Genomic DNA, 23,255 nt, shown 5'->3' with positions numbered 1-23,255 from the left:
TTTTCAACACCTACTTATTTGATTTAAAAGTGATTGACCAGGAAGCATCTTTGCGAGCATTCGTACAAATGGTAAGCTGTCAGCAGTTATTAAATTGTTTAATAATGCCCGTAATAGTACTTTGCTTACACATCCTAAAAAAGATTGAGAAAGCAAAAAGACCTTTTACAGGTCCTTGGTTGCTTGAAAGCGCCCTTCCCATCAGAAAAGAAAGAAATGAACAACCTTTTAGGCTTTAGGAGGCAGCTTTTTTTTAAGGCATTCAACTGCCTTATCACTACGTAGGAGAACGAGTCTTTGGTGGTCATCGATGATCCACTCTACAATTTCTCCTTGCTGAAACTCAATTGCCTGAGCCACTGCTACAAGAAAATTGACATACCGTTGTTCGCTTTTGGTTCTTTTGATAAGCTGAATTTTTGTAGGATATCCCATGGCTTGTTATTGGTCAAAATTTGTCTAAACACTTTAGTTTTTTATTCTAGTAATCGAATTTTCTGAGACAGCGCAGCAATACCAGTCCCACGAAAGCATTAGAAAATAAAGGTTGAAGGGACTTTCTCTTCAACCTTTATTACAGTAGCTTGATTTTTGCCTGTTTTAGTTACCACCACTTCCAATTGTAGGATTATTTTTATCCCACCAGACACGTTGTTCATTGAGCGCGACTGGAGAAATGTCTTGAGGATTTATAAATCCCTGTTCGGAATTTGCCCTTAACCACTTTTCTCTATTTAAATCTCCAGGTTCTGGCGTTGGAATCCTTCTGGGGAATTTAAGCTCATTGTCATCTACAGGAGTTCTGGCAAGAATTGATGAACCGAATCGGGGATACCCTGTTCTTTTTGAAAGTGCCCAACCTTCTTCAGGTAACCTGTAAAAATTCAAAAATGCTTGAATATATACCTTTTCAAGGTCATTGGTTCCGTTAAATACCACTTTTGATTCGTTCACATAGCTATCGGTTTCCGAATTACTAACGGGTAGGTAATTGTAGGTTTTATTGCCTACGATCAAGGAAAGATTTTGCACTTCTCCCAACATATTATACGTACTGATAGAAGCTTTTATACCATTTTCATACCATTCCTCCGCATTACCGGTTGTGTAGCCTTTCAATATAAATTCAGACATCATAAAACAAACCTCAGCATAGGAAATAAAAACGTCAACATATTTCCCGTCTAATCTGGGACCTCCATAATTGGCATCCACATTCTGAAGAAGTCTTTGATGGTATTTGGAAATCATATTGGCATTTATTCCTGCAACAAGGGAATTATCAGCGTAATTATAATCCATTTGGCCGATGGTTGGATCCTGCCTGTATGGAGGGACACCTATAAACCTATAGCCTAAAATTTCCTCCCCTTCAGCAGTAGTATAAAGTACTTTTGTGTCGTTTTCAGTGTCTACTGCAGCAGGTAAAGGCGTATTTGAAGCTTCATATATATCCAAAGTCGCTTCGTGGTAACCGTTTACCTGATAAAAGATTCTCAATCTTGGATCAAGGGTTTCTTTCATGTACTCAATAGTGGGTTTTGGGGCCCACATGGTGCCTTTCCACTCAAAATCAGCGCCGCTAGTTCCTCTCCATTCCTCTATTTGAGAAATGTCGAAAATAAACTGATCGTCGTCACTTGTGAAGCTTCCATCCCCCGATACAACCGAGGCAATTATGGATCTGGTTTTACTATCATCCTGTCTTTCAAACCGAGTGGCAATTCTTAACTTCACAGCATTGGCACATTTAATCCATTTGTCCCAATCTGCTCCATAATAAAAATCTAAACCAGCGAAATCAAATTCTACTTCGAGATTTTCATTTAATACACTTATAGCGTTGTCTAGTTCAGACAACAGCGTATTTAAAATCTGTTCCTGCGTATCATAATCAGGATTGGTCAAACCTTCTGATCTACCAAGACTAGCCTCTGTATAGGGTATTCTCCCATATTGGTCCGTAATTTTGAGCGCAAAATAAGCCTGTAAAATATCAGACACAGCCACCATTTTTTTACGGATTTCCTGCTCCTCCTCAGTCATTAAGCTTACCTGTCTTCTGAATTCAGTAAGATGGTTTAAAATGGATCCATAAAATGTTCCGTATCTTGAGCCATCCAGCAGGTTGTCAACACCTCCCGCATTTGATTCACCCTGAACAAGGTATTGGGCCCAGGTCATTGTTTGATGGTTTTCATGGTACCACTCAGCACCTTTGTATGTCCCCATCTCTTTCATGGCATAAGTAAGCAGGTATTCACTTGGTGGAACTGCTACGTTAGGATCTTGATTTATTACCTGAAAATCGTTTGTACAACCCACAAAAATCCCCAATGTGAGAAGCGTTATAACTATGCTTTTATATTCTTTCATCTTCTTCAAAATTAAAAGTTTGCCTTAATACCTAGAGTCATTGAAGTAATATATGGAGCCGAATTCATTTGTAATGGGTTGGCAGCTAAATTATTACTGATTGTAGGGTTGATATTGTCCGGCATTGAATTGTAAATAAATGGGAGATCTCTCGCAGTCAATATTATGGCAGCATTTTGCATTTTTAATTTGTTAGCCAATTCTGAAGACAATTGATAAGTCAGTGAGACTTCCCTTAAAGCCACCCATTTTTGCGTATACACACCCGTTATTGGTGTCCCTGTACTGGCAGATGTCCATCTATAAACATAGCCTGACCAATGTGTAGGCTCAACCAGTCCTTGGTTATAAGCTTCTTCGTAGGTCATTCCACCTACATCAACAGATGTTCTGTTATCGGCAGGACCCCTTGTGACTGTTGTTTCATCCGGAAACACTCCGTGGGGTATATAACCGTCTTCATATTCTTTGCCATAAAAATTCTGACCCTGTCCTTCACTGGTCCAAACAATCCCTCCTTGAGAAGCATCTCTGTTTGGCAATGAACTCTCAATAACGCCTTGATGCAGGCCATAACGGGCATCAGCAGAATAAATTTCACCTCCCCAACGGATGTCAAAGAGTACACCTAAACTTAGTCCCTTGTATCTAAAATTTGAGTTGACTCCTCCAAACCAATCTGATTGCATATTCCCCATGACATGAAGAGAATCAAGGTTTTGAATACCGATAGGATAAGCTATTGACCAGCCGTTTCGGGGACTCAAAATAGGAATACCATTGTTCGGATGATCAATATTATTGCCTGCAGCATCAGTTGCCTGGTAAGGTTTGTACCCTTTTCGGGTTACAAGATCCCCATAAGCACCACCAGCATAAGCATAAGATGCAGTTGCAGCATTGGCATCAGATGGATTGCCATATAAATTAAACTCGGTTACTCCGGGCACAAGTTCGAGTATTTTATCCTTGTTTCTGGTCCAGTTAAAACCCAGGTTCCATGACATATCCTGCCGATCAATTATTGCTACATCCACCAGAATTTCAATACCCTGGTTCTGGATATTTCCACCGTTTAAAAGAATTGATCCGATTCCGCTTTCACTTGGTACACTCAAAGGTATAATTTGATCAATGGTATTGTCCTTGTAAAAATTGAAATCAAAATTTACCAGTCCTTCAAACAATAAAGCATTGAAGCCCAATTCTATGGATTTCTTTTTTTCAGGTCTTATATTGGGTGAAACGGCTGTTGAGTTTTCAAATCTATACATGGGGATATTACTGGTCCCTATTCCTGCGGGTACAAATCCGGTAGAAATTCTAAATGGATCTGTATCATTTCCCACCTCAGCATAGGATGCTCTCAACCTTAGTGAGGATATGGCTGAAGGAAGTGTGAAATCATCACTAAGTACCCAAGACAAACTTTCAGAATGATAAAAGTAGGAGGGGTCACCTGATCCATCAGGATAAACTAAGGCTGATGACCAGTCATTTCTGGCAGTTACATTTAAAAATAGGCTGTTTTTGAAAGAGGCTGTTGCATATCCATAAAAGGAATTAATTCTTTTCTCATAACTTGTTCCACCTGATACATTTGGGTTTAGTCTGGAGTTTAAAATATTATGAAAGTCCCTTACAACAAAACCGCCACTCGTTCCCACACCTGTTCCAATTGATTTTGTATTCCAAGTATTAGCTCCACCAATTATATTCAAAGTAAGATCTGGGTTCAATTCAGTATCGTACATAAGTTTTGCATCAAAAGTTGATTGAAACTTCTCTCCGTTACTTAGTGAATAGCTACCATTAAGCCGGTCTGCACTTGTAGCAATACCTCTGGATTCTGTAGAGAATGTGAATTGGTTAATATTTCCTTCTACAGAAAAATTCAGGTTATCCATTATCTTGTAATCGATATTGGCTTTTGCCACAAGTGAACCTTCCGTTCTACCGGAATAATCGTGGTTCATGCTCATCCATTTGGCACTGTAATGGGTGTAGTAATAATTTCCGTTACCTGTAGGGTAGGGGACACCACCGTCCACATCTCTATAATTATTGCTCCATTTATCTACATCGTAATTTCTAGGAAAGCCGGTATGGAACCAATCGGAATTTGCTCCGGGGTTGACTGGGTTTTCTGCCAATGATCGCGTATAGTGGAACAATGCACCTACCGTCAGGCGGTTTTCAATTAACTCCTGAGTTCCCTTTACGCTCAATGACTTCCTATCGAAGTTGTTCCTTGGGATCACTCCTTTTTCAGTGAAATTAGAAAATGAGACCCTGAAGGAATTATTTTCTCCAGCGCCATCTAAGGAAATGTTAGTATTGCTGATGATTCCAGTATTAAAAGTTTTTTTGTAATTATCAGGTTGTGCTACCCATTGGGCACGACTCCCATCATAATCGATGTATTCCTGTCCTTCAAACTTGGGACCCCAACTTGCTGCATGTTCTTCGTACTGATTGTATTGCAGTGAAGGCAGGTCTGTGGTAATATCATAAAAAGGAAATTGCCTCGTATCGTGTTTGTCTTCCCGGGGATAAGTATTTGGCCCGTTAGTATTAAAGGTAAACCAGCCGGCTGTTTGCCCCTGACCATATTGATCCTGAAAATCAACTTGATCTGAAATAAAACGAGTACCTATTGTTTGATTAAAACTTACGCCAATGCCTCTCTTTTTTTTGCCTGATTTTGTTGTAATGATAACAACGCCATTAATTGCTCTTGAACCATACAATGCAGAAGCGGCTGCACCTTTCAGTATAGTGACAGATTCAAAATCATCAGGATTGAGGTTTTTCAATTGATTGCCCCAATCGGCCCCACCCGTTCCACTAACGTCATTGTCCATGATAACATTATCGACAACAAATATCGGTTGTGTATTTTGGCCGAAAGTTGAATTCCCTCTTATAGTAATTCTCGATCCACCAAAGGTTCCGCCTGAGGTTGTGCTTATTTGTACTCCTGCAGTTTTACCCTGCAAAGTACTAACTGGATTTACCAAGGTGGCCTGTGCCAAATCCTCTCCCTTTATGGTAGAAACTGCATAGCCAATGGTTTTGTCTTCTCTTTCAATACCCATTGCTGTTACAACAACCCCTTCAAGAGATTTGATATCAGGTTCCATTGTAACATTTATGACGGATTTATTCAATACGGAAATTTCTTGTTTTACATAACCGAGAAATGTAAATATTAAGACATCAGCATTGTTATCCACATTAATTTTATACGAACCATTTAATTCTGTGATGGTCCCATTGGAAGTTCCTTCAATAAGGATACTTACCCCAGGTAATCCATTTCCATTTTCATCGGTAACTACCCCCGATATTGTTTTTACATCCTGAAAGGACATTTCAGATTCAATTCGAAGATATGCATTTGCTTCTCCTGTTAAAGGACCCAATGACATAATACTCATTAAAATAAGACTGATTGAGGATCGTGTTAAAAAGGTCTTTAATTTTGTATAAAGTGATTTCATAAAATTAAAGTTTACATGATTAATTTTTTATTAATATATACAAAATATGCTATATTTAATGCTTTAAATCATAAAAATATATCCTTATTGTTTTGCTAAATAATGACTTACAACTTTTGTTGATTAGTGAAACGCCCTTATTTTATACTCAGTGGATTTCCATTTTCAAACAATTTTAAAAAATTGATAGGGATCAATTGCTCGTTCTTCGGGGAAAAGGTTTTCTACTTTAATGGGAAGATCCTGGCGCCGGATTCCTATTTAATTACGAATGTTTATCAGGCTCCAGTTGCGAATAGAATGTCTGGGGTTCGGTTTTCGTGGTGCCAGAGAAGATATCCAGCCTTTTTCTTCCAATTCGCTTTTGGTTTTCGAAAAATAATTTTTGCTTCGACAGGCAAAGTTCCCAAATGGAAGTAATTCAGAAAAACGATACACAGAAAAAGCCCTTTCAATTCTTTGAAAGGGCTTTTGCAAACATTGGCAATTTGTAAAAGGACATTAGAAATTTAAATTCCCAAAGTCATCAGGTGCTTGACTTTATGGTAAGTGAGGGTAGCTTTAATGCATTCTTTTAGTTCAGCTTCCGGAATTTTTTGGTCGAGCGGAAATATTATGGCGCGATTTCCTTCAAAATAAAATTGACTGTTGAAAACCAATTTGAATGTGGGAACTAATCTGCTGGTACATTGAAAATACATGGCATATTGATCTGGCGTCCTTTCCTTCCAATCCATTCTCAGTGTACTGCCATTTTTGGTAACATAGCTTGGTTCTCCCCATTTTAAAGTTTCCTCCAATTTAGAAAGCCCTTCAATTTCTTCTGCTGTCTCAATAACCAATTTACGCAGGTATAGCATTTTTGCTCTTACCAAATCTGGATAATTGCCAAAAACAGTGTTCACCTTCGGATTGGTTGTTAATTCCATTGAGGCCATATTATTATTGATTTACACCTATGAAAAAATCCACCTCCGCAGCTGATGGGTTTTGTGCTTTTTCACCGTAAACTTCAAAGTCAGCTTTATAAGTTCTATTCAAATCCATCTCGAAAATTTTTGACCATTGTTCGACGATTATTCCTTGTATTAAATCTCCTTGCGTAGTAGATTTTACATAATTCCCTCCCTCAAATGATCTTCCAACCATTCCATCAGGTATCTCATCTAAGCTTTCTACGCAACAACCAAGTATAGTCGTATAGGGTTTTGTATGGTCATCTTCGTAATCTGTGTACAAAGAATAAATGTCTGGACCAATTTTGTTTGGTATCTTATCGATTGTATTTTCAGCCATAAACCTGCCCCACAAGGCTGCAATGTCTTTCGAAGCCTGACCATTTTTATTGGTCGTTCTTATGGGTAATCCTATGATTTTAAAAGGTTCAATTTTCACGGTTTGCATATCTTGTCATTTTTGTTTCTTTGCAAATGTAACTTGTCCTTGTGTCATAGGTATGTCAGGGGTAGTTTGGTATTTTTCCCTACACTTTTCAAGGTACTGTTGCAAGCTCATGTCATGTGGATTGAAGAGCTCTTCCAATATTTCCATTTGCTTTATACAGTCCAACCGAAAGGCCCTGAAATCATTCTTTAACCTGCAAAATGCAATAAGGACCCAATTGTCTTGTGTGGTATACAAAGCAAATGGTTCTATTTCTCTATAGCTTGGAATGTTGTCCAGAGACAAGTAATCAATTTTCACCAATTGAAAATTGGCTATGCTAGATTGTAGTTGAATAAGGTAATTGCTGGTTTTTACTTGCTCCTCGTTATTGCGTACTTGAATTCTGCTACTCAGTAGTTCTGTCTTTTCTTTTTGCGTGCATTTTAAAACAGCTTTGATTTTTGTGATGGCACTTTCAAATTGCTCGGTCAATGAAAGGTCTTTGTTTTTTCTTATCAGTTGTTCTGCAGTAATAAGGGCATTTGCCTCTTCCTGGGTAAATAAAACAGGTGGTATTTTATAGCCTTCCATGATAGAAAAACCTTTTCCTTCTTCTGTGACTATTGGAATTCCAGATTTTTCAAGGGTTCGGATATCTCGGTAAATTGTCCTTATGCTCACCTGATGTTTATCAGCTATTTCCTTTGCCGTTACTATCTTCTTGGCTTGTAATTGGGTCAGCATTGCCGTCAATCTCGCCAATCTTGGTTTGTCTTCTGCCATTGCGGTTGGTTTTGCTTTTAGCTGTGTAGCTTTAAGCGCTATTGGTCCTGAAGTAAATATAGTCAAAAGATATTATCAGGTCCTTAATGGTTTTTGAGGTATGGGGCAAATTGAAGCGTATTATTATGGGTAATTCTTTAAATTATAAGCAAAGGCAAAATTAAATAAACCTTTTTTTCAGTTAATCCTTGGCACTAATCCAATTCTAAACGCATTTTGCTTTAAAGATTGATAATGTCTTCAAGAAGATAAATTTTACGCTAATTTTGGCATGAAGAATGTTAGGTTTTAATTTTAGCCTTTCCTGAAGGGCTACAATAATTGATTAGAAAAGAAAATTTTATTTGAACCTTATCCTTCTGAAGGATAATTATTTAAATATATTTAAGCAATAATTTGAAGAAAATAATCACCACCACATAAATCTCAAGTATGAAATGGCAAGGTAGACGTCAAAGTTCAAATGTCGATGACCGTAGAGGACAGTCTGGTCCAAGTAGGGGTATTGGTGGATTCAGTTCCCTATTGATGGGGCCCTTGATAAAAATTCTATTTTCAAAAGTTGGGTTGGTTCTTGCAGGCTTGTTCATTGTAATCTCCTTTGCCACTGGCAACAATCCGCTGAGTTTGCTTAGCGGTTTAATTTCAGGAAACAGTGTTCAACAAGTTTCGTCTTCTGCCTACCAAGGTACAGCAGAAGAGAATGAACTGGCTGATTTTAGTGCGACAATCCTGGCGAGTACGGAAGATGTATGGAATGGAATATTTGAAAACTACCGTGAACCAACCCTTGTATTGTTTACTGGTTCGGTTTCTTCTGCATGTGGTTCTGCCTCAAGTGCTACGGGTCCTTTTTATTGTCCAGGAGATGAAAAGTTATACATTGATTTAAGTTTTTTCCACGATATGGAGCAAAAGTTAAATGCCCCGGGAGATTTTGCCCAAGCCTATGTCATTGCTCATGAAGTTGGTCACCATGTGCAGAAGTTAATGGGGACTACGGATAAGGTACACAAACTGAGGGGGCAAGTTAGCGAAACAGAATACAACAAATATTCTGTGATGTTAGAATTACAAGCCGATTTTTTTGCCGGTGTGTGGGCAAATCGTTCTGAAAGCAAGATGAGTATGATGGAGGCAGGAGATTTGGAAGAGGCTTTGAATGCAGCCAATGCCATCGGAGACGATCGATTGCAAAAGCAATCCTCGGGTAGGGTAGTGCCCGACTCCTTCACCCATGGTACCTCGGAACAAAGGGTTAGGTGGTTTAAGAAAGGTTTTGAAACCGGGGATGTAGCGCAGGGAGATACATTTAATGCTGAATCACTTTAAGAAAATCCAAATGAAATTAGAGGGATAAAAGAAAATTTAAATTCTTTTATCCCTAATCATTCCCAATAGCGTATTTCCGTTAAAACTTGTATTCAATTACTCCTTTGATATAAAAGGGAGTTCCTGGAGTAAAGTGTATTTCTTCTACAGGCACTGTTTCATTTTGCAACCTTGATGCTGTAGCAAATTGCGTTTCATTCCATTCGGTATTTAGAAGGTTTTGAATTTGTATTCCGAAGTTTAAATTTTTCCACTTGTAGCCCATGTTCAGGTCTACTACTGTATAGCCTTCTGCAACAATCGAGTTGTCTTCGTTGGCAGGTCTGTTTTTGATATGTCGCACATTCGCTCCTCCATAAATCCCTGATTTATGAAGGGCACTTAGTCCGCTTTCTAAAATAAAATCAGGAGCCAATGGGATATAATCATTTCCGCTTTCCTCTTCCATAGACCTGGCATGTGAATAGTTGGTGTCAAAATTCCAGAACAACCATTTTAATGGCTGATAACGGAGACTTAAGTCAATTCCTTGTCTTCGGGTTTTACCACTTGGCTCTACTATTCCCGCATCACCCACATATACAAATTCTTGTTCCAGAAATAAGTACCAGTAGGCCGTGTTTACCAGTAACTTAGGAGCAGGTTTCCAAACAAGGCCGGCATCCAAGCCGTAAGCCGCAGGGAGGGTTTCCTTTCCACTTTGTGCAAGAATTACCCGGGTATCGTTGGAATGAAAACCTTTACCTCCTTTTAGGTACAATTGAAGGTTTTGAGTATAATCATACAAAACATTCAATTTGGGGCTTACAATTGTTTTTGAAGAGGTTTGGGTTTGGTAGGTAGCTTGCAAAGCATCATTGTATTGAAAATCAAAATAGTCAACCCTAAAAGAGGGGTTAAATGTCCACTTTTTATAATAAAAATTAGTATTTAGATAAGTGCCGAAATTGGTTTCATTAATTTCCCCAAACTGTATGCGTGCAAGGAGCTGCCTTCGATTTAAGGTATGGGATAACTCGTTGTTAATACTTTGGTCATTTCTCAGATTAACACCAGCCTGTAGTGTTGCTTCGATTTCATTGAAAGTAAATGAACAATAATATTCACTATTTAAACCGTAGATGTTCCGACTTTCCTTTTGTTTGATTTGATCCCCATTGACGTCATCCTCAAGAAAAAATGTAAAATTGGAAAACAACTCAAAATCATATTTACTGCAAAAAACGGTGCTTTTAATAAAGGACTGTTCATCTATAAATTTTTCATAATTGACCATTACATTGGTTCTACCTGTATTGCCCCCCTCTGTATCATCAATGGCACCAAATCGACTAATCATCCCCAAATCAACGGCCCTTTGAGGGATTTGACCGGAGGCATCCCATTTGCTTGATAAATGGGAGAAGGTGATGCCCAATTTATCTAAGGGTGTAATATTCCCGGTGTACTTTCCGAACAAATTTATTCTGTTGAAATTCTGAGGGCTTTCAAATGGTCCATCTGTACTGAGGTATTCCGTGGCAATATAGGCGTCGTGCTTTTCATTGTTCAAAACACTGAACATGCCCAAAATACGGTTGGTGCTAAATTGCCCCTTCTCCATTTTTATTGAACTGTTTTCCAGGTTACGTTTGGTTTTGAAATTCACATAGCCTGCTGTGGCAAAATTCCCCTTGTCAGCATAATATGGCCCTTTTCCAAAATCAATTTTGTCGACTGTTTCAGGAATAACAAAGTGCAGATCTGCATAGCCTTGGCCATGAGCATGCGAAACCATATTGACAGGCAAGCCATCTACTGTAATGCCAATGTCTGTGCCGTGATCTATGTCAAAACCCCTTAAAAATATTTGCTCAGCTTTCCCACCTCCAGCATGTTGACCTATGAAAAGTCCTGGTACCTGCCTTAAAATATCCTGAGAAGAGTTTACTGGATTGGTTTCCAGGTCTATGGTAGTGATAAGGTTTAAGGCATTTGTTTTAGGCGATATAACTATTCCTTCCAGGGAAATGGATTTCTCTTCCAAGACAATCGTTAAAGGAGAAGATAAAGATTGGACGATGATATTCTTTACTTCATACCCTATATGAGACAATTTTAGCGTATCTCCAAGGGTAATGTTTTGCAAAAGGAATTTGCCATTTTCATCACTATGGGTGTGGTTTTTAGTGGAAAGGTTTAATATTTGTGCATCAGAAACAAGTTCTTTTTTACTGTTGATAACGGTTCCTTCAATGGCTTGTGCAAAAAGATTGGTTTGTATTAGGAGGAAAAAGAAGGCAATAAATATTCGATTCATTGGGCAAAATTTATTTTAGATGATGATCGGGTTTGTATTTCGTAAGACTGATTTGGTAGATTAAGTAACCAATACCAAAATAAAGTGGATCAGGCCATGGCTTTCGTTCTTTATCCGGTACAATTAGTTAAGAAAACAAAGATAAGGGCATTCCTTTCTTTTTTGTGATTTGTAACTAAAATTATCTTATGTTGAAAGGTGCAGGAAAAAAATGAGTTTCGGGATACTGGAAAGGACATTGTCTTTCATCGAAATAGGCAATAAATATTTATTGCCTATTTCGATGAAAGATTGTAGAATTGTTCAGCCTGAACAAGAGATGAAATAAATGGGGGAGAAGTTGATTTTGCGTTTTAGAAAGCGTTTGAATCAAGTAGAGAGAAAGTTGATTTATGGCTACATTGGATCAAAATAATTGACGCTTTGAACAAAATGGGCAGTCCTACTATTGTTGATTATACAATGGAATCTACCATCTCTTTTTGATCCACGCCTGTTTTTCTTCCTCAATGAGGAATGTCCATGCTACTATTCGGCTCGATTTATTATTTGTTCCCAAGGGGATCGTTTTCACCTGATTTGCACCAACTTGTTCTAGTAATTTATAAATCCTTTTAAGGTTTGACTCTTTTGACACCAATGTTGAAAACCAGTAACAGTTTTTAGAAAACTTTTTGCTTTCGCTAATCATTTTCTGAATAAACCTGGCTTCTCCACCATCAAATATAAGCTCATGCCTTATACCTGAAAAATTGAGTGTAGGTGTTTTTACCTTTTTACCCGATAGATTCTTAATTTTTCTCCGTGTTCCTTTTTGGGCCTCCTCAATTGATGCATGAAAAGGAGGATTACTTATCGTTAAATCGATTCTATCGTTGGGGTTAATTATACCTTTAAAAATGGATTCAGGCTCTTTTTGTAAACGACATTCAATTTTACCTTTTAAGGATGGATTTGCTTGTACAATGTGTTGGGCGGATGCAATTGATTTTGTATCAATATCAGACCCAATAAATTTCCATCCGTAACTTGTCACTCCAATAATTGGATAAATGCAACTTGCCCCTATGCCGATATCAAGACAAGTAAATTTGTCTCCAGTTGGGATCCTGTTAGCATTGTTTTCAGCTAATATATCAGCAATATAATGGAGGTAATCTGCTCTTCCGGGTATTGGGGGACATAAATTTTCTGTAGGAAATTCCCAATGTTTTATCCCATAATAGTGATGGAGTATTGCTTGGTTTAAAAGTCTAACAGCAACTGGGTTTGTGAAATCAATAGATGCTTCCCCGGATTTGCTGGGTCTAATGTGATTTTTTAATTCCGGGATAGCGGCTGATAAAGCACTCAAATCATATTTTTCTCGGTTCTTATTGCGTGAATGTAGCCTTTCTTTCTCTTGTTTTGGTTTTTCTGAAGACATGTTTTATTGTGTTTTTATGTTTCTAATGCCTTCATATACAACAATAGCTACTGCGTTGGCCAAGTTTAAACTCCGGATATGAGGACTGTAAATAGGGATATTATAAACCGAATCAAGGTTTTCGGCGACTATACTTTCGGGCAGACCGGTGGATTCTTTACCGAAAACAAGAAACATGTCCTCTTTATAATCAATGGAACAGTAATCTTGTTTCCCATGACTTGAGAAGTAAGCAAATTGTTTGCCTTCGTTCTTTGCATAGAAGTCCTCAATACTCTCATAAATAAAGAGAGAAATATGCTTCCAATAATCCAAGCCGGCTCTTTTTAATCTTTTGTCACTTAATTCAAAGCCAAAGGGTTTTACAAGATGTAATGTTGACCCGGAACCTAAACTCAATCGGCCAATATTTCCTGTATTTGTGGGTATCTCTGGTTCAATTAATACAATATTTAATCCCATTATTTTTAGTTAATCCTTTACAACGGTTTGGGTGTGGGCATTACAGTCTTTATTGATGAAGGACTTCATTGCCTCTGTTAGCCCTAAGCGGTGAATATAGGACAAAATGATGGTGAGTGCAACGAAAAATAGCCAGAGTAGACTTTCTCCGACATTCATAAAGAATAGAAGTTATAGGTGAGAATATAGATCTCTAGCTACCAAATAGTAGGGATATTGATATAAGAAATAAGTGGGATTTTGGCTTACGGATGGCTGCTAATTTTGCCTTTTCGATTGATGTCAATAGGTACACTACTTCTTTGTTTCCAAAATGGCGCATCCCACCAACGCTGCTCTAAAGCATAAACATAGGCCCTGTTTTTCTTGTATATAGCATAACGGTTTTTAATGAAGGCTGTAAACGATTTGTCGTCTTCTTTACCATTGAAAAAGGAAAGAATCTTAGAAGTTACCTGAATTCCATCACTGATCCCTTTGTAAATACCATGAGCAGCTACAGGATCATAACTAGACGCGGCATCACCAATAGCCACCCAATTTTCCCCTTCAATAACTGGGGAAATTCCTGAATAAACTGGCCAGGTATAGTATTGGTAATCTTTTAATCGTAGTTTTTGCAAGCGTTCTGAAATAAATGCTGTATGGTGTAATTGGCTCTCAAAACCTTTATGATTAGATCCTTGTAATGCCGTTATACCCTCTTTATCCGTAATCTTCATGGTGATGATCCGGTTATCGGGCAATGCAGTATTGTACCACCATCCATTGGGTACGGCTTCTAGCTGTACCTGTTTAGTTGGCTTTCCTTCAGTAATTGTGGCCATTCGAATGGACGCAAATAAGCGGTCTTCTATGGTTTTACTGATACCTATGGCTTTGATAAATCGGGATCGGGAACCAGAAGCGTCTACAACAAATCGTGCTTTTATTTCGTACGCTGAATTTTCAGTCCTTTCTTTTAAACGTAAAACGTGCATTTTTCCTTCAGAAGAAGTATCTAAAAACCGGGTAGACCACAATATTTGAGCCCCAAGTTTTAGGGCTTTTTCAGCCAACATCTTATCAAAAACTTTTCGGTTTAAACGCCAGGAAGGCCCCATAGGATTCACTATAAAATCGTTGTATCCTACGTCTGCTTTACCCCATACAGAAGCATAACCTGGACAGGGTGCATGGTTGCCTTTATAAAATGCTCCGGCTACTCCCAGTTGTTTTAAAAGCAAGATGGTTTCCGGGGGACAGTTCTCTCCTATACGTTCTTCACCGGGTGACTGCCCTTCAATAATAAGTATCGATAGCTTCTGCTTCAAAAGAAGGGAAATGGCCACACTTAATCCAGCGGGGCCACCTCCTATTATTACCACATCAAATGTTTCTGCTTTACTCAAAAAGGATGGTCTTTTTTGGATTTTTTTGGAGGATTGGCGTTAAATGGCCATTCTGCTACAGGGTCTGTAGCATCTCCAGTATTGGTTAACTGTCCCTGTACTTCTAAATACAGTTCAGGAGAAAACGTTTTGTCATCCATTTCAACATTGGTTCCTTGAATAATGATTCCAATTTTATGCCAATTGTTAACAGCATCTAACGGATCTTGAAATGTAGCTGCTTGTGCTGGATTTACTGCATAGGTTCCAGGGCCACGAATAGACCATTTTTGCTTGGGCAGAACATTTTTTACTACTTCTTCTGCCACATAAACGGCATCAGGTCTTTGAGAAGGCCATGACCAATACAAGGTGGTTTCGGCACCATTGCTTTCGTTCACGCCATCTGTATTAATGTCTGTTTGATGAATGGAACAGGAGTTGTAATCTGTTTGCCATGGAGTAGCCATAAACTTAGAAATATCTCCTGGTTCTATACCATCGGTCATGTCGTGTAGAGGAATCCATCCACTAGAAAGGTAAGGGGTGTCTTTTTTTAGGTCTTTATAGTCCAAAGGATAATGCTTGATTCGGAAGGGTCCCGCACCGGACTTTTTCCAATCCTGAATATACATGTCTTTGCAACGCACGGTATAACTTACCTCAATTCCAGGAACGTATCGTCCGCCAAGGCAATTGGACAATGAAGCCATATCTAAAAATTCGCCTGGTCCCAAATTTCTTTTATTCCCTTTGCTAAACTTTTTCTTACTCCACTGCTCTAGCAGGAAGTATTGGGTTTTTGTAACCGTCATAAAGGATGTCCCTGCTGCTCCTAATGATAAAGGCATTAAGGGAGCTCCTATGTTGGTTTCGTCTTTATTAGGGTTTCTAAGGAAATTCAAAGCTGCCATAATCGTTCGATTAGGGTCATCATTTTCGCTTATAGCGTCTACTGCTGAATGTGCCCTTAATGCCATTTCAGGTAAATTGGCAGTCCACCTTTGTAAAGTACAGGCTACAAAAGTTGGTTTGATGTCATTTGCAAAATTAGGAATATAATCAGGGTTAAACTCTCCATTATTTGGATCATCGGTACCTTTTGCCGAATTTGAAGTTTTATGGAATAGATCAGGCTGTAAATCTAATTCACGAACAAAGGTATCGTATACATCATCCCATACTGACACTACATTACGGATTTGTGGGGCATAAGCAGGATCACCACATACTATCCAGGCCCCAAAAGCTTCTTCTCTACTTCCATCCTTGAACTCTAGCGTTACGGAAACGGGACCATCGGAAGCTGAATCAAACCATCCTACATTATTTAGATCACCAGTCATCTGAATAGGCACCCCATATTCATCGTATTGCCCGACAGCATTTCCGGAGCTCGCCAATACCAATAAACGTCCTTTATCATCGGTTAATATTTCTCCTAAGGTATCCAAGGCACCATTGGGCTCAAAAAGTTCGTCATTGGAATCCGAAGGGAAGCGTACTGGGTAATCTGGCAATTTTTCTATTTGTCCATTCTTATTTAAACAGGTAGGTATGGTACGGTTATCAAATTTCGCACTTTCTTTTTTTGAAGCTGAAATGGTTCTTGGTCCCGGGTCAATCATTAATCTGTTTAAACGATAAGGAGAATCAATATCGCCATGGGTTTCGGGATTACGCAATTGGGGAACTTGAGGAACCAGTACAGTTTTTCCATCAATGACCTTTTCCACGGGTGCATAAGCCTCTATTCCTTTATTGTTGACTACATTGTATACAGCCGCTTTCTTATTGGCCAAATGGCTAGACCAGATTAAATCACTTACCACTCTACCGTCAGGCAATTTGGTACCAATAGTTACTTCAATTCCACCGCCTTCTGGGTAACTTGAATCACCATTGTGATCATAAGCATAAATGCGGAACCTGCCAGCTTGCTTCTTTAAGTTTCCATCTTCATCTCTAAGGTCTTTACTGGTTACAGGCGTCTTTTCAGTTCCTTTTTTGATGGGTAATCCTCCTGTAACGTCAATTCCCTCTTGTGGTAAACCGGCACTGGTTTCTGGAGACAATATATAGTCATCACTGGTTCCGAAACGGGCAAAATTGATAGTAGGATGTACCCTAAATACGGTTTTATTTTTCATGTTTTGGTGTTTTAAATAAAGGCTCATTATTCACTGTATTTTGGAGTAACCCCATTTTCCCAGCAGTTACGAATTGCACCACCAACACTTGCCATAATGGGGAAGAAATTTTCAGGGTTCTCTCCTTTAAAAAGATTTTGCAAGGAAATTCTTAAGGTGGTAAATTGTTCAATCAATATACCTTCTAGTTCTTTATCTTTTTTTGTATATTCTGATAGGGGCTTTACAGGAAAGATTTCTGGTAAAGAACTGTTGTTTTTTATCAGGTTAAACTTCTCGAAATGGTCATCCACTGGATTTTGATCATCTGCAGTATTCTGGAAAGTTTTTAATATTGTTTCACTCGCCTTCGATTGTCCTTCTCCCTGATCTGTAATGAGGTCGATGAGTAAGCTTACTTGATTGTAGCCTGATGCTTTTGAATTTGAAACAGTCATGTCAGGCATATTCCTATAAAAGGCAGAAAAGAAGTCTACTTGTTTCACTCCACCTTTGATATTTTCCTTTAAAAGGGAGGTACCCAAGCGAAGGGCCTCATAAAATGCTCCAATGCTACCATATTCCTCCATATTACTATGAAGGGTTACCTTTTCTTCCGTTTCATAGTCTGGGATCTCAACCAAACACATTGCATTGATATGCTTTAAATCCAAACCACCTATCTCAGCAGTATAAGGCAGATAAGGTTTAATTACCTCTTTCTTATCCAATGAGAAATCAAGATGTGGAATGGTAGTGCCTTTATAAACAGGTGCATCAATGGTGGGTGATAATCCATAAGCATTGGCAATATTTGCCGCGGATTGCAAATGCAGCATTTCCTGGTTAACAACTGTTCTAATTAATTGATAGGAATCATTTGATTTGTCTTTTATAGAATACATCGCAGACATATAAAATGGAATCGTCCATAACTCAAGGTCTACTGCTCCCTGTAAGTGAACTTTTAAATGTTCTAGATTCCAGTCTTCATGGGTTAATATCATTTGTTTACTTTTTTGGTTAGCAGATGCTAAAGGTTGGTATTAAGAGAGTTGATACTTTATTGATAAATCCGAATAATTCAATTGCATTTCCTGACTTCAACCAAGAAGTGTTGTAACTGCAAGAAAATCAGATGAATTGAAACCTGAGAGATGGTGTCGCAATGGTGATAAGGAAATAGCAAAAATTGACTGATTTTAAAGAAGTTTCCATTCTGGAAGTGATTTATTGCAAATTCAAGGATAAAGAATACCTAAATTAAAACACCTAAAAACAAGGTGGAAATAACTTTTTATGGTGAAAATGGTTGGCTTTTCTTGTTATATGTATTCACCTAAGTGAAAAATTAATGGGCAGACAATAGATGAAATAATAATTTGTATTTCCATTTTCGTGGAATAATATCAAATCTTACCGATTCAATTGATCGCCATTATTTTGACAAAACAAGTTGTAATAAATGATTTAAATCAGTTGCTGCTGGTATTATTATGGTTCAACCAAACTACGAATTTTTTTTATATTTATATATATGTAATGTTTTATTTTTTACTACTTAATCATTAGTAAATATGGGTAATGCATGATTATACAGTATTTATTTTTTAAAAAAAGACGTAAATTCCGAATGAATTTTAGAGATTAATCCTTATTTGTATGTAAATGGGTTTACCTATAAATGCTCTTGCCGCGTAAAATCTGGGTTTTGCTAAATAGAAGGTCAATTGCATATTTGAGCTTAAAGTCATACAAGTCATTAACAGCTCATGAAAATAAAGTGGCAAAGAAGCGCAGCAAAATATGCTGGGTAGGAAATTGGGTCTTAAGCTATGAAACAATCTAAGAATAAAACTAAAAATCGCCCTATTTAAATTATGCTTTTTTCCCAATAATAGCAAGAACAATCAGTGGCAGGCTTTGTGCAATATAACAATCCGTTTAAGGCAGCACCTACAGACTCAGGAATAAACCATTATTGGTCAAGTTGGCGAAATAGATTGCTATCCTTAAAAAATGGGAATTGGTTACTGGTTACTTAGGGTATAAATATTCCAGAATTTGCACTATTTCAACCACCTGGTTTATTTCTAAATGCAAAGGGTTATTGCCTTTGTGTTTAAGCACTATGACATTTTCTGTTTCATTGAATTCAATGGACAATTGGGAGAAATCAATTTCCCAACTGAAGGTATTTAGATTTTCTACGAACAATTGCTTTACATAGGGTGTTTTTGTGTAATTTTCATTCTCCCATGTTTGCTGCGAAAGCCTTGTTAACAGTTGAATTAGATCTTGGGTATCAGAAAGAGCCAATTGGCAATGATCCCCATTTTCATAGTCAATTTGCAAGCTTATTCGGTATTCATAGCTTTGAACGACAATGTTTCCTTTCTTAAGGAATAAATTAAAAAGTTGGTTTTCCATTTATCCAATCCCTTGAGGGGTCCACATTTTTAAAAACCTGAATTTTTTAGGGTATTCTTCTCTCGGGCAAAAAGCCAAACAAACCTCCTTGTTGTCCAGGCTAGATTCTGTCAACAAGATGTTTTCAGATTCATTTTTAAGGTTATTAAACGAAGCTTCATTAACTACACAAACCACCTTCTTAAAGATCCCATTGATCCATTTCACCATGTGCTCATTTTCTTCAAATTTTATGTAGCAGGCCAAGGAGGCATGAGCCGTAATAACAGGAATTAATTTATCTGGAATGTTGTCCTTTACGACGATATACATTTTCATAAATGCGAATGTTTTAAAGTAGTCATAAATTAGCAATTGGGGTGATGACTTAGGCATTACATGCTGTATTGTCTATCGTATTGTTTTTTTCAATTTAAGAATAATTGTTTGATTGAGGTTTGTTCAATGCCGATTTATGGTATTTAAAAAGTAGCGATGGACAGCTTACCTGGGCACAATTTTTAATACTAATGGTTTAAGGCCGTGGTTGTTTTAATGGATGCTGTAACTGTACTAAAAGGTATTAAAGGTTTGATTCAAAAGTATAATTTATATCTGCTATTCTACTTTTAACTGTTCAATTGCATAGTATAAGCGATTCTGGGCTCCTTCCTGGGAACCGAATATCGTGCGAGATAGTTTGCCGTCTTTGGTGATTAAAACCCATTGAGGGGTGCCAGATGAATCAAATTGATCATAAACAGTTCTTCCATTGTCTAAGAAAATTGGAAAGGGAAGTTCATCAACTGTAAAAATACTTTTTATATCACTTTCAGTTGCTTGGCTTGAGTTGAAGCTTGTATGAATGCCAACAACTTGTATCCCTTCATTTTCTTTATGCAACTCATAGGCCAGTGGTATTGCTCTACCGGTACAACCCAAACATTGGTTGTTATAGACAATGGCCAAAAGTGGTTTGCCTTGATATTTTTTGATGAGATCAATTGGATTGTTGTCTAAGTCGCGAACAATAATTGATTCAACTAAGTCATTTTCACTTACCATGGTATCCTTTAAGTTTCATTTCTTTTTCTTGTGATGTAGGCTGTGGTTTTTTCTGGTAAATCAATGGCGTTGTATTCAAAGTCAGTAACCCATTCAAAATCGAAGATAGTAAACCCATCAAAACATTCGCTAGGTACCAAATCAAATGCTTTCATTACCATTAAGAACCGATCGATACCACCATATGGGAAGTTATCAGCCACATATTCAATGATTCCAAAATGTTCATTTTGCCTTTCAAGCCTGGTCAGGTATACCTCAAAATCAAATTCTAAATAATTTAATATTGAGAGCGTTTCTTGGACACCAAGTACTCCCAATTTATCATTGTCCACTCCCAGATATCTTTCTAAAAATGCATTGGCATAGCCAGGTATTAATGATTGGTATCTTTCTTTTGCGGGATCTTCATCCAATGATGCAATTAATTTTTCATAAGCTTCATCTGATTCTTCCTTTGATAAATTTTCCCAATCAATGAGGGGGGGCTCTTCTTCCTCAAATTTGAATCCAGGTTGCCTGACATTGTCCATATGTTCAAATAGTTTTTGAAAGTCTTCAAACTTAATAGAAGATTGTATATTGAATCTGATGAATAACATTATTTAATACTTTTATGGTAATGTGATCGATTCGAGGGGGATTATGGCCAATTCAGCACTATTATTGTTCCATGAAGCCCTGCCTTCGCTAATGGGGCGGCCCACTTTTCCACCGCTATTTGAATACCCTACATAAAGTTTTCCTTGGTATTCCACGGCGTGAGGATAGGCCAAAGCAGCTTTTGGATGCGATTCTCCTGGTCCTTCTGGAAATACGGCATGCCGGATTACAAAAACTTTGGAAAAGACCAATTCTCCAGGTCGGCTAAGAGCGATAGTAAGGGTGTTTCTTGATTTTTTGACGCCTTTAAAAGTTGCACCAATCAAATAATATTCACCAGTACTCAATTGGCCAGTATAAGGTTTTGAAGTGTTCATGGGCAAATTACTGGGTGCAAGTGATGTCCAGCTACGGCCATAATTTTCACTTTTAGAGGCGAGTGCAATGGGTTCTGCCCCCCAGCGAGCTACGTTAATTATCTCAGGACCATCTATCATTATCGAGCTTTCACCCCAAACGCTTTCTGTTTTCATAGGGATAACAACCACTTCCCATTTGGTGAAATTATCGCCATGGCTAATGGCCACTGCTGGTGGATTGTTGCCATTGCCAATTTCATTAACTTGAAAGCCTGACATTATCCAGTTGCCATTTTCCATTTTCTCAGGGGCGGCAAGTGGCCAAAAATTATTTCTTGCGACCACTCCCTTGTCCTCCCAAAGGTCTGTGTCTTCATTCAGCAGGTATGCACGAACGCGAAGGTTTGCCATAATGCCATCATATTCGCCTTGAAAAGCCCACAACTGGTCTTTGTATGAAAGGAATTCACCATGACTAACGGCTACTTTTCCGCCTCCTCCTATGTTTTTTACTGGCCCCCAGGTTTTTCCACCATCTTCACTGACACGGTAATTGGCCTCCTCCGTTACGGTGTTTTCACCATTTTTATTGTGCCCAAATGAAGCGTAGAGTTTGTCCTTGTGCCAGATTAATGCTACTCCATGAAGGAAACGGTAGCCGTCTATGTCAAATTCAAAGGGTTTTATTACCGAAAATTCAACGTTTTCAATAATAGGAATTTCTTTTAATTCTGGCATTGTTTCCTTTGAATCCCATAAAGGGAAGAGATGCTGTGCAGGCAATGGTAAGGCGCATAATACCGCAACCAATAATAATATACTTTTCATTTAGGTTATTTTTTGATGTTAATCGCTAAAAATAATATTTGCTATTACAGATTTCGAAAGATAAAAACCGGATGTTCATTTATTAAGATTTCTTGATGCCATATCCTGTTTGAATACTCCCTCTAATAGCTTGTAAAGTTCTGGATGTTTGCGCTTTAATAATTTTGGTCGCTCAAAGAAATACTCACTCGCAACGGAGAAGAACTCGGCTTGATTGGTTCCTCCGTAAGGGTTTATGTCAGACTTTCCCTCCTGAATTTCCACCAGCTTTTTATTGATAAAATCCAGCCAGGGTATGGTATATTGCCTTTCCATAAGGGAAGAAGGGACACCATCGACAGATCCATCTATTTTGTCGATTAAATGCACAAACTCATGAATGGCCGTGTTTTTCTTGTCCGTTTCATTTTGAAAGCCAAGCTTTAATGCTTTTTGTGATAAAATCATTACCCCCTCCATTGGACCATTCCCAACCATTCCTGCAACCCTTCTGTCCTCGCCTTCGGTTGCAAACCCCTCATTAAACAATGTTGGGTAGATCAGTACCTCATAAAGGTTGATGTATTTCCAATCCTCAAACCCAAATATTGGAATAATGGCACTGGCGGCGACAAGTATTTTATCGGTAAGGTCTATGTTTGTTTTTACGCCTGTAATTTTGCAGTTCAATAGGAACTCTTGGATTTTGTATTCAAATCTTTTTTGTTCCTCAGCAGACAATGACCTGTAATAGGATACTTTATTGTTCAGCACATTTCTCCATTCATTGGGGAAAGATTCGCTAGGTAAAACCCATTTTGAGTCCTTTTTTAGTTTCCAGCGAAAACCGATGAAACCAAATACTATTAAAAAGAATAAAACATAAAGAAACGTCATAGGGGAATTGTATGGTTTTGGCGCATTAAAGGAAACAATTGATTAACGA

General features: G+C 38.0%; 20 protein-coding genes. 1 reads left to right on the top strand and 19 read right to left on the bottom strand.

Translation table 11 applies throughout. The features are described from left to right. Positions 1 to 228: 228 nt before the first annotated feature. From AC0L7T_RS16115 to AC0L7T_RS16090, 6 genes are all read right to left on the bottom strand, one after another. Complete coding sequence (locus AC0L7T_RS16115; protein WP_473336529.1) at positions 229 to 435, bottom strand: hypothetical protein; 207 nt, start codon at positions 433 to 435, stop codon at positions 229 to 231. A 165-nt stretch (positions 436 to 600) separates the two neighbouring features. Next, positions 601 to 2,376 (bottom strand): SusD/RagB family nutrient-binding outer membrane lipoprotein, encoded by a 1,776-nt coding sequence (locus AC0L7T_RS16110; RefSeq protein ID WP_473336527.1) that lies wholly within the window; start codon positions 2,374 to 2,376, stop codon positions 601 to 603. Positions 2,377 to 2,387: 11 nt separating this feature from the next. Continuing rightward, positions 2,388 to 5,879: a SusC/RagA family TonB-linked outer membrane protein gene (locus AC0L7T_RS16105; protein ID WP_473336526.1), complete on the bottom strand. Its 3,492-nt coding sequence runs from the start codon at positions 5,877 to 5,879 to the stop codon at positions 2,388 to 2,390. A 509-nt stretch (positions 5,880 to 6,388) separates the two neighbouring features. After that, complete coding sequence (locus AC0L7T_RS16100) at positions 6,389 to 6,808, bottom strand: DUF1801 domain-containing protein (protein ID WP_473336524.1); 420 nt, start codon at positions 6,806 to 6,808, stop codon at positions 6,389 to 6,391. Between the two features lie 13 nt (positions 6,809 to 6,821). Next, entirely contained in the window at positions 6,822 to 7,283 is a 462-nt protein-coding gene (locus tag AC0L7T_RS16095; RefSeq protein ID WP_473336523.1) for a GyrI-like domain-containing protein, read from the bottom strand. 6 nt (positions 7,284 to 7,289) lie between these two features. After that, entirely contained in the window at positions 7,290 to 8,048 is a 759-nt protein-coding gene (locus AC0L7T_RS16090; protein ID WP_473336521.1) for a helix-turn-helix transcriptional regulator, read from the bottom strand. A 432-nt stretch (positions 8,049 to 8,480) separates the two neighbouring features. Here AC0L7T_RS16090 and ypfJ point away from each other — a divergent pair, with 432 nt between their 5' ends. Beyond that, positions 8,481 to 9,380, top strand: a complete 900-nt coding sequence (gene ypfJ / locus AC0L7T_RS16085) for a KPN_02809 family neutral zinc metallopeptidase (RefSeq protein ID WP_473336519.1) — start codon at positions 8,481 to 8,483, stop codon at positions 9,378 to 9,380. Positions 9,381 to 9,459: 79 nt separating this feature from the next. On the opposite strand, the gene AC0L7T_RS16080 is transcribed toward ypfJ, so the two are convergent. The 13 genes from AC0L7T_RS16080 to AC0L7T_RS16020 form a co-directional block, all read right to left on the bottom strand. Beyond that, the gene (locus AC0L7T_RS16080; protein WP_473336518.1) at positions 9,460 to 11,679 is read right to left on the bottom strand and encodes a TonB-dependent receptor; all 2,220 of its coding nucleotides are present in this window, start codon (positions 11,677 to 11,679) and stop codon (positions 9,460 to 9,462) included. A gap of 469 nt (positions 11,680 to 12,148) precedes the next feature. Continuing rightward, positions 12,149 to 13,105 carry a 23S rRNA (adenine(1618)-N(6))-methyltransferase RlmF gene (gene rlmF / locus AC0L7T_RS16075; RefSeq protein WP_473336516.1) on the bottom strand — a complete coding sequence of 319 codons (957 nt, stop codon included), beginning with the start codon at positions 13,103 to 13,105 and terminating at the stop codon, positions 12,149 to 12,151. Positions 13,106 to 13,108: 3 nt separating this feature from the next. Continuing rightward, the gene (locus AC0L7T_RS16070; protein WP_473336515.1) at positions 13,109 to 13,567 is read right to left on the bottom strand and encodes a tRNA (cytidine(34)-2'-O)-methyltransferase; all 459 of its coding nucleotides are present in this window, start codon (positions 13,565 to 13,567) and stop codon (positions 13,109 to 13,111) included. Positions 13,568 to 13,576: 9 nt separating this feature from the next. Continuing rightward, positions 13,577 to 13,726 carry a hypothetical protein gene (locus AC0L7T_RS16065; RefSeq protein WP_473336513.1) on the bottom strand — a complete coding sequence of 50 codons (150 nt, stop codon included), beginning with the start codon at positions 13,724 to 13,726 and terminating at the stop codon, positions 13,577 to 13,579. Between the two features lie 86 nt (positions 13,727 to 13,812). Continuing rightward, positions 13,813 to 14,958, bottom strand: coding sequence for an FAD-dependent monooxygenase (locus AC0L7T_RS16060; protein ID WP_473336511.1), 1,146 nt, complete (start codon positions 14,956 to 14,958; stop codon positions 13,813 to 13,815). Further along, complete coding sequence (locus AC0L7T_RS16055) at positions 14,955 to 17,087, bottom strand: LodA/GoxA family CTQ-dependent oxidase (RefSeq protein WP_473336509.1); 2,133 nt, start codon at positions 17,085 to 17,087, stop codon at positions 14,955 to 14,957. The genes AC0L7T_RS16060 and AC0L7T_RS16055 overlap by 4 nt, the downstream gene beginning before the upstream one ends. Before the next feature lie 26 nt (positions 17,088 to 17,113). After that, complete coding sequence (locus AC0L7T_RS16050; protein WP_473336508.1) at positions 17,114 to 18,073, bottom strand: ferritin-like domain-containing protein; 960 nt, start codon at positions 18,071 to 18,073, stop codon at positions 17,114 to 17,116. A gap of 1,030 nt (positions 18,074 to 19,103) precedes the next feature. Continuing rightward, positions 19,104 to 19,496 (bottom strand): hypothetical protein, encoded by a 393-nt coding sequence (locus AC0L7T_RS16045; protein ID WP_473336506.1) that lies wholly within the window; start codon positions 19,494 to 19,496, stop codon positions 19,104 to 19,106. Further along, positions 19,497 to 19,814 carry an aminoacyl-tRNA hydrolase gene (locus AC0L7T_RS16040; protein ID WP_473336504.1) on the bottom strand — a complete coding sequence of 106 codons (318 nt, stop codon included), beginning with the start codon at positions 19,812 to 19,814 and terminating at the stop codon, positions 19,497 to 19,499. It lies immediately after the preceding gene. A gap of 279 nt (positions 19,815 to 20,093) precedes the next feature. Further along, on the bottom strand, positions 20,094 to 20,540 hold the full coding sequence (locus AC0L7T_RS16035; protein ID WP_473336503.1) for a TlpA family protein disulfide reductase: 447 nt from the start codon (positions 20,538 to 20,540) through the stop codon (positions 20,094 to 20,096). Between the two features lie 8 nt (positions 20,541 to 20,548). Next, positions 20,549 to 21,142 (bottom strand): hypothetical protein, encoded by a 594-nt coding sequence (locus AC0L7T_RS16030; protein ID WP_473336502.1) that lies wholly within the window; start codon positions 21,140 to 21,142, stop codon positions 20,549 to 20,551. Between the two features lie 12 nt (positions 21,143 to 21,154). Further along, on the bottom strand, positions 21,155 to 22,330 hold the full coding sequence (locus AC0L7T_RS16025) for a sialidase family protein (protein WP_473336501.1): 1,176 nt from the start codon (positions 22,328 to 22,330) through the stop codon (positions 21,155 to 21,157). A 75-nt stretch (positions 22,331 to 22,405) separates the two neighbouring features. Continuing rightward, complete coding sequence (locus AC0L7T_RS16020; protein WP_473336499.1) at positions 22,406 to 23,206, bottom strand: M90 family metallopeptidase; 801 nt, start codon at positions 23,204 to 23,206, stop codon at positions 22,406 to 22,408. Between the last annotated feature and the right edge of the window lie 49 nt (positions 23,207 to 23,255).

The sequence above is a fragment of the Cyclobacterium sp. 10D3-21 genome (assembly GCF_055809755.1).
Note: the sequence above shows the minus strand (reverse complement) of the source record. Positions and strands in the feature narration are given on the sequence as shown.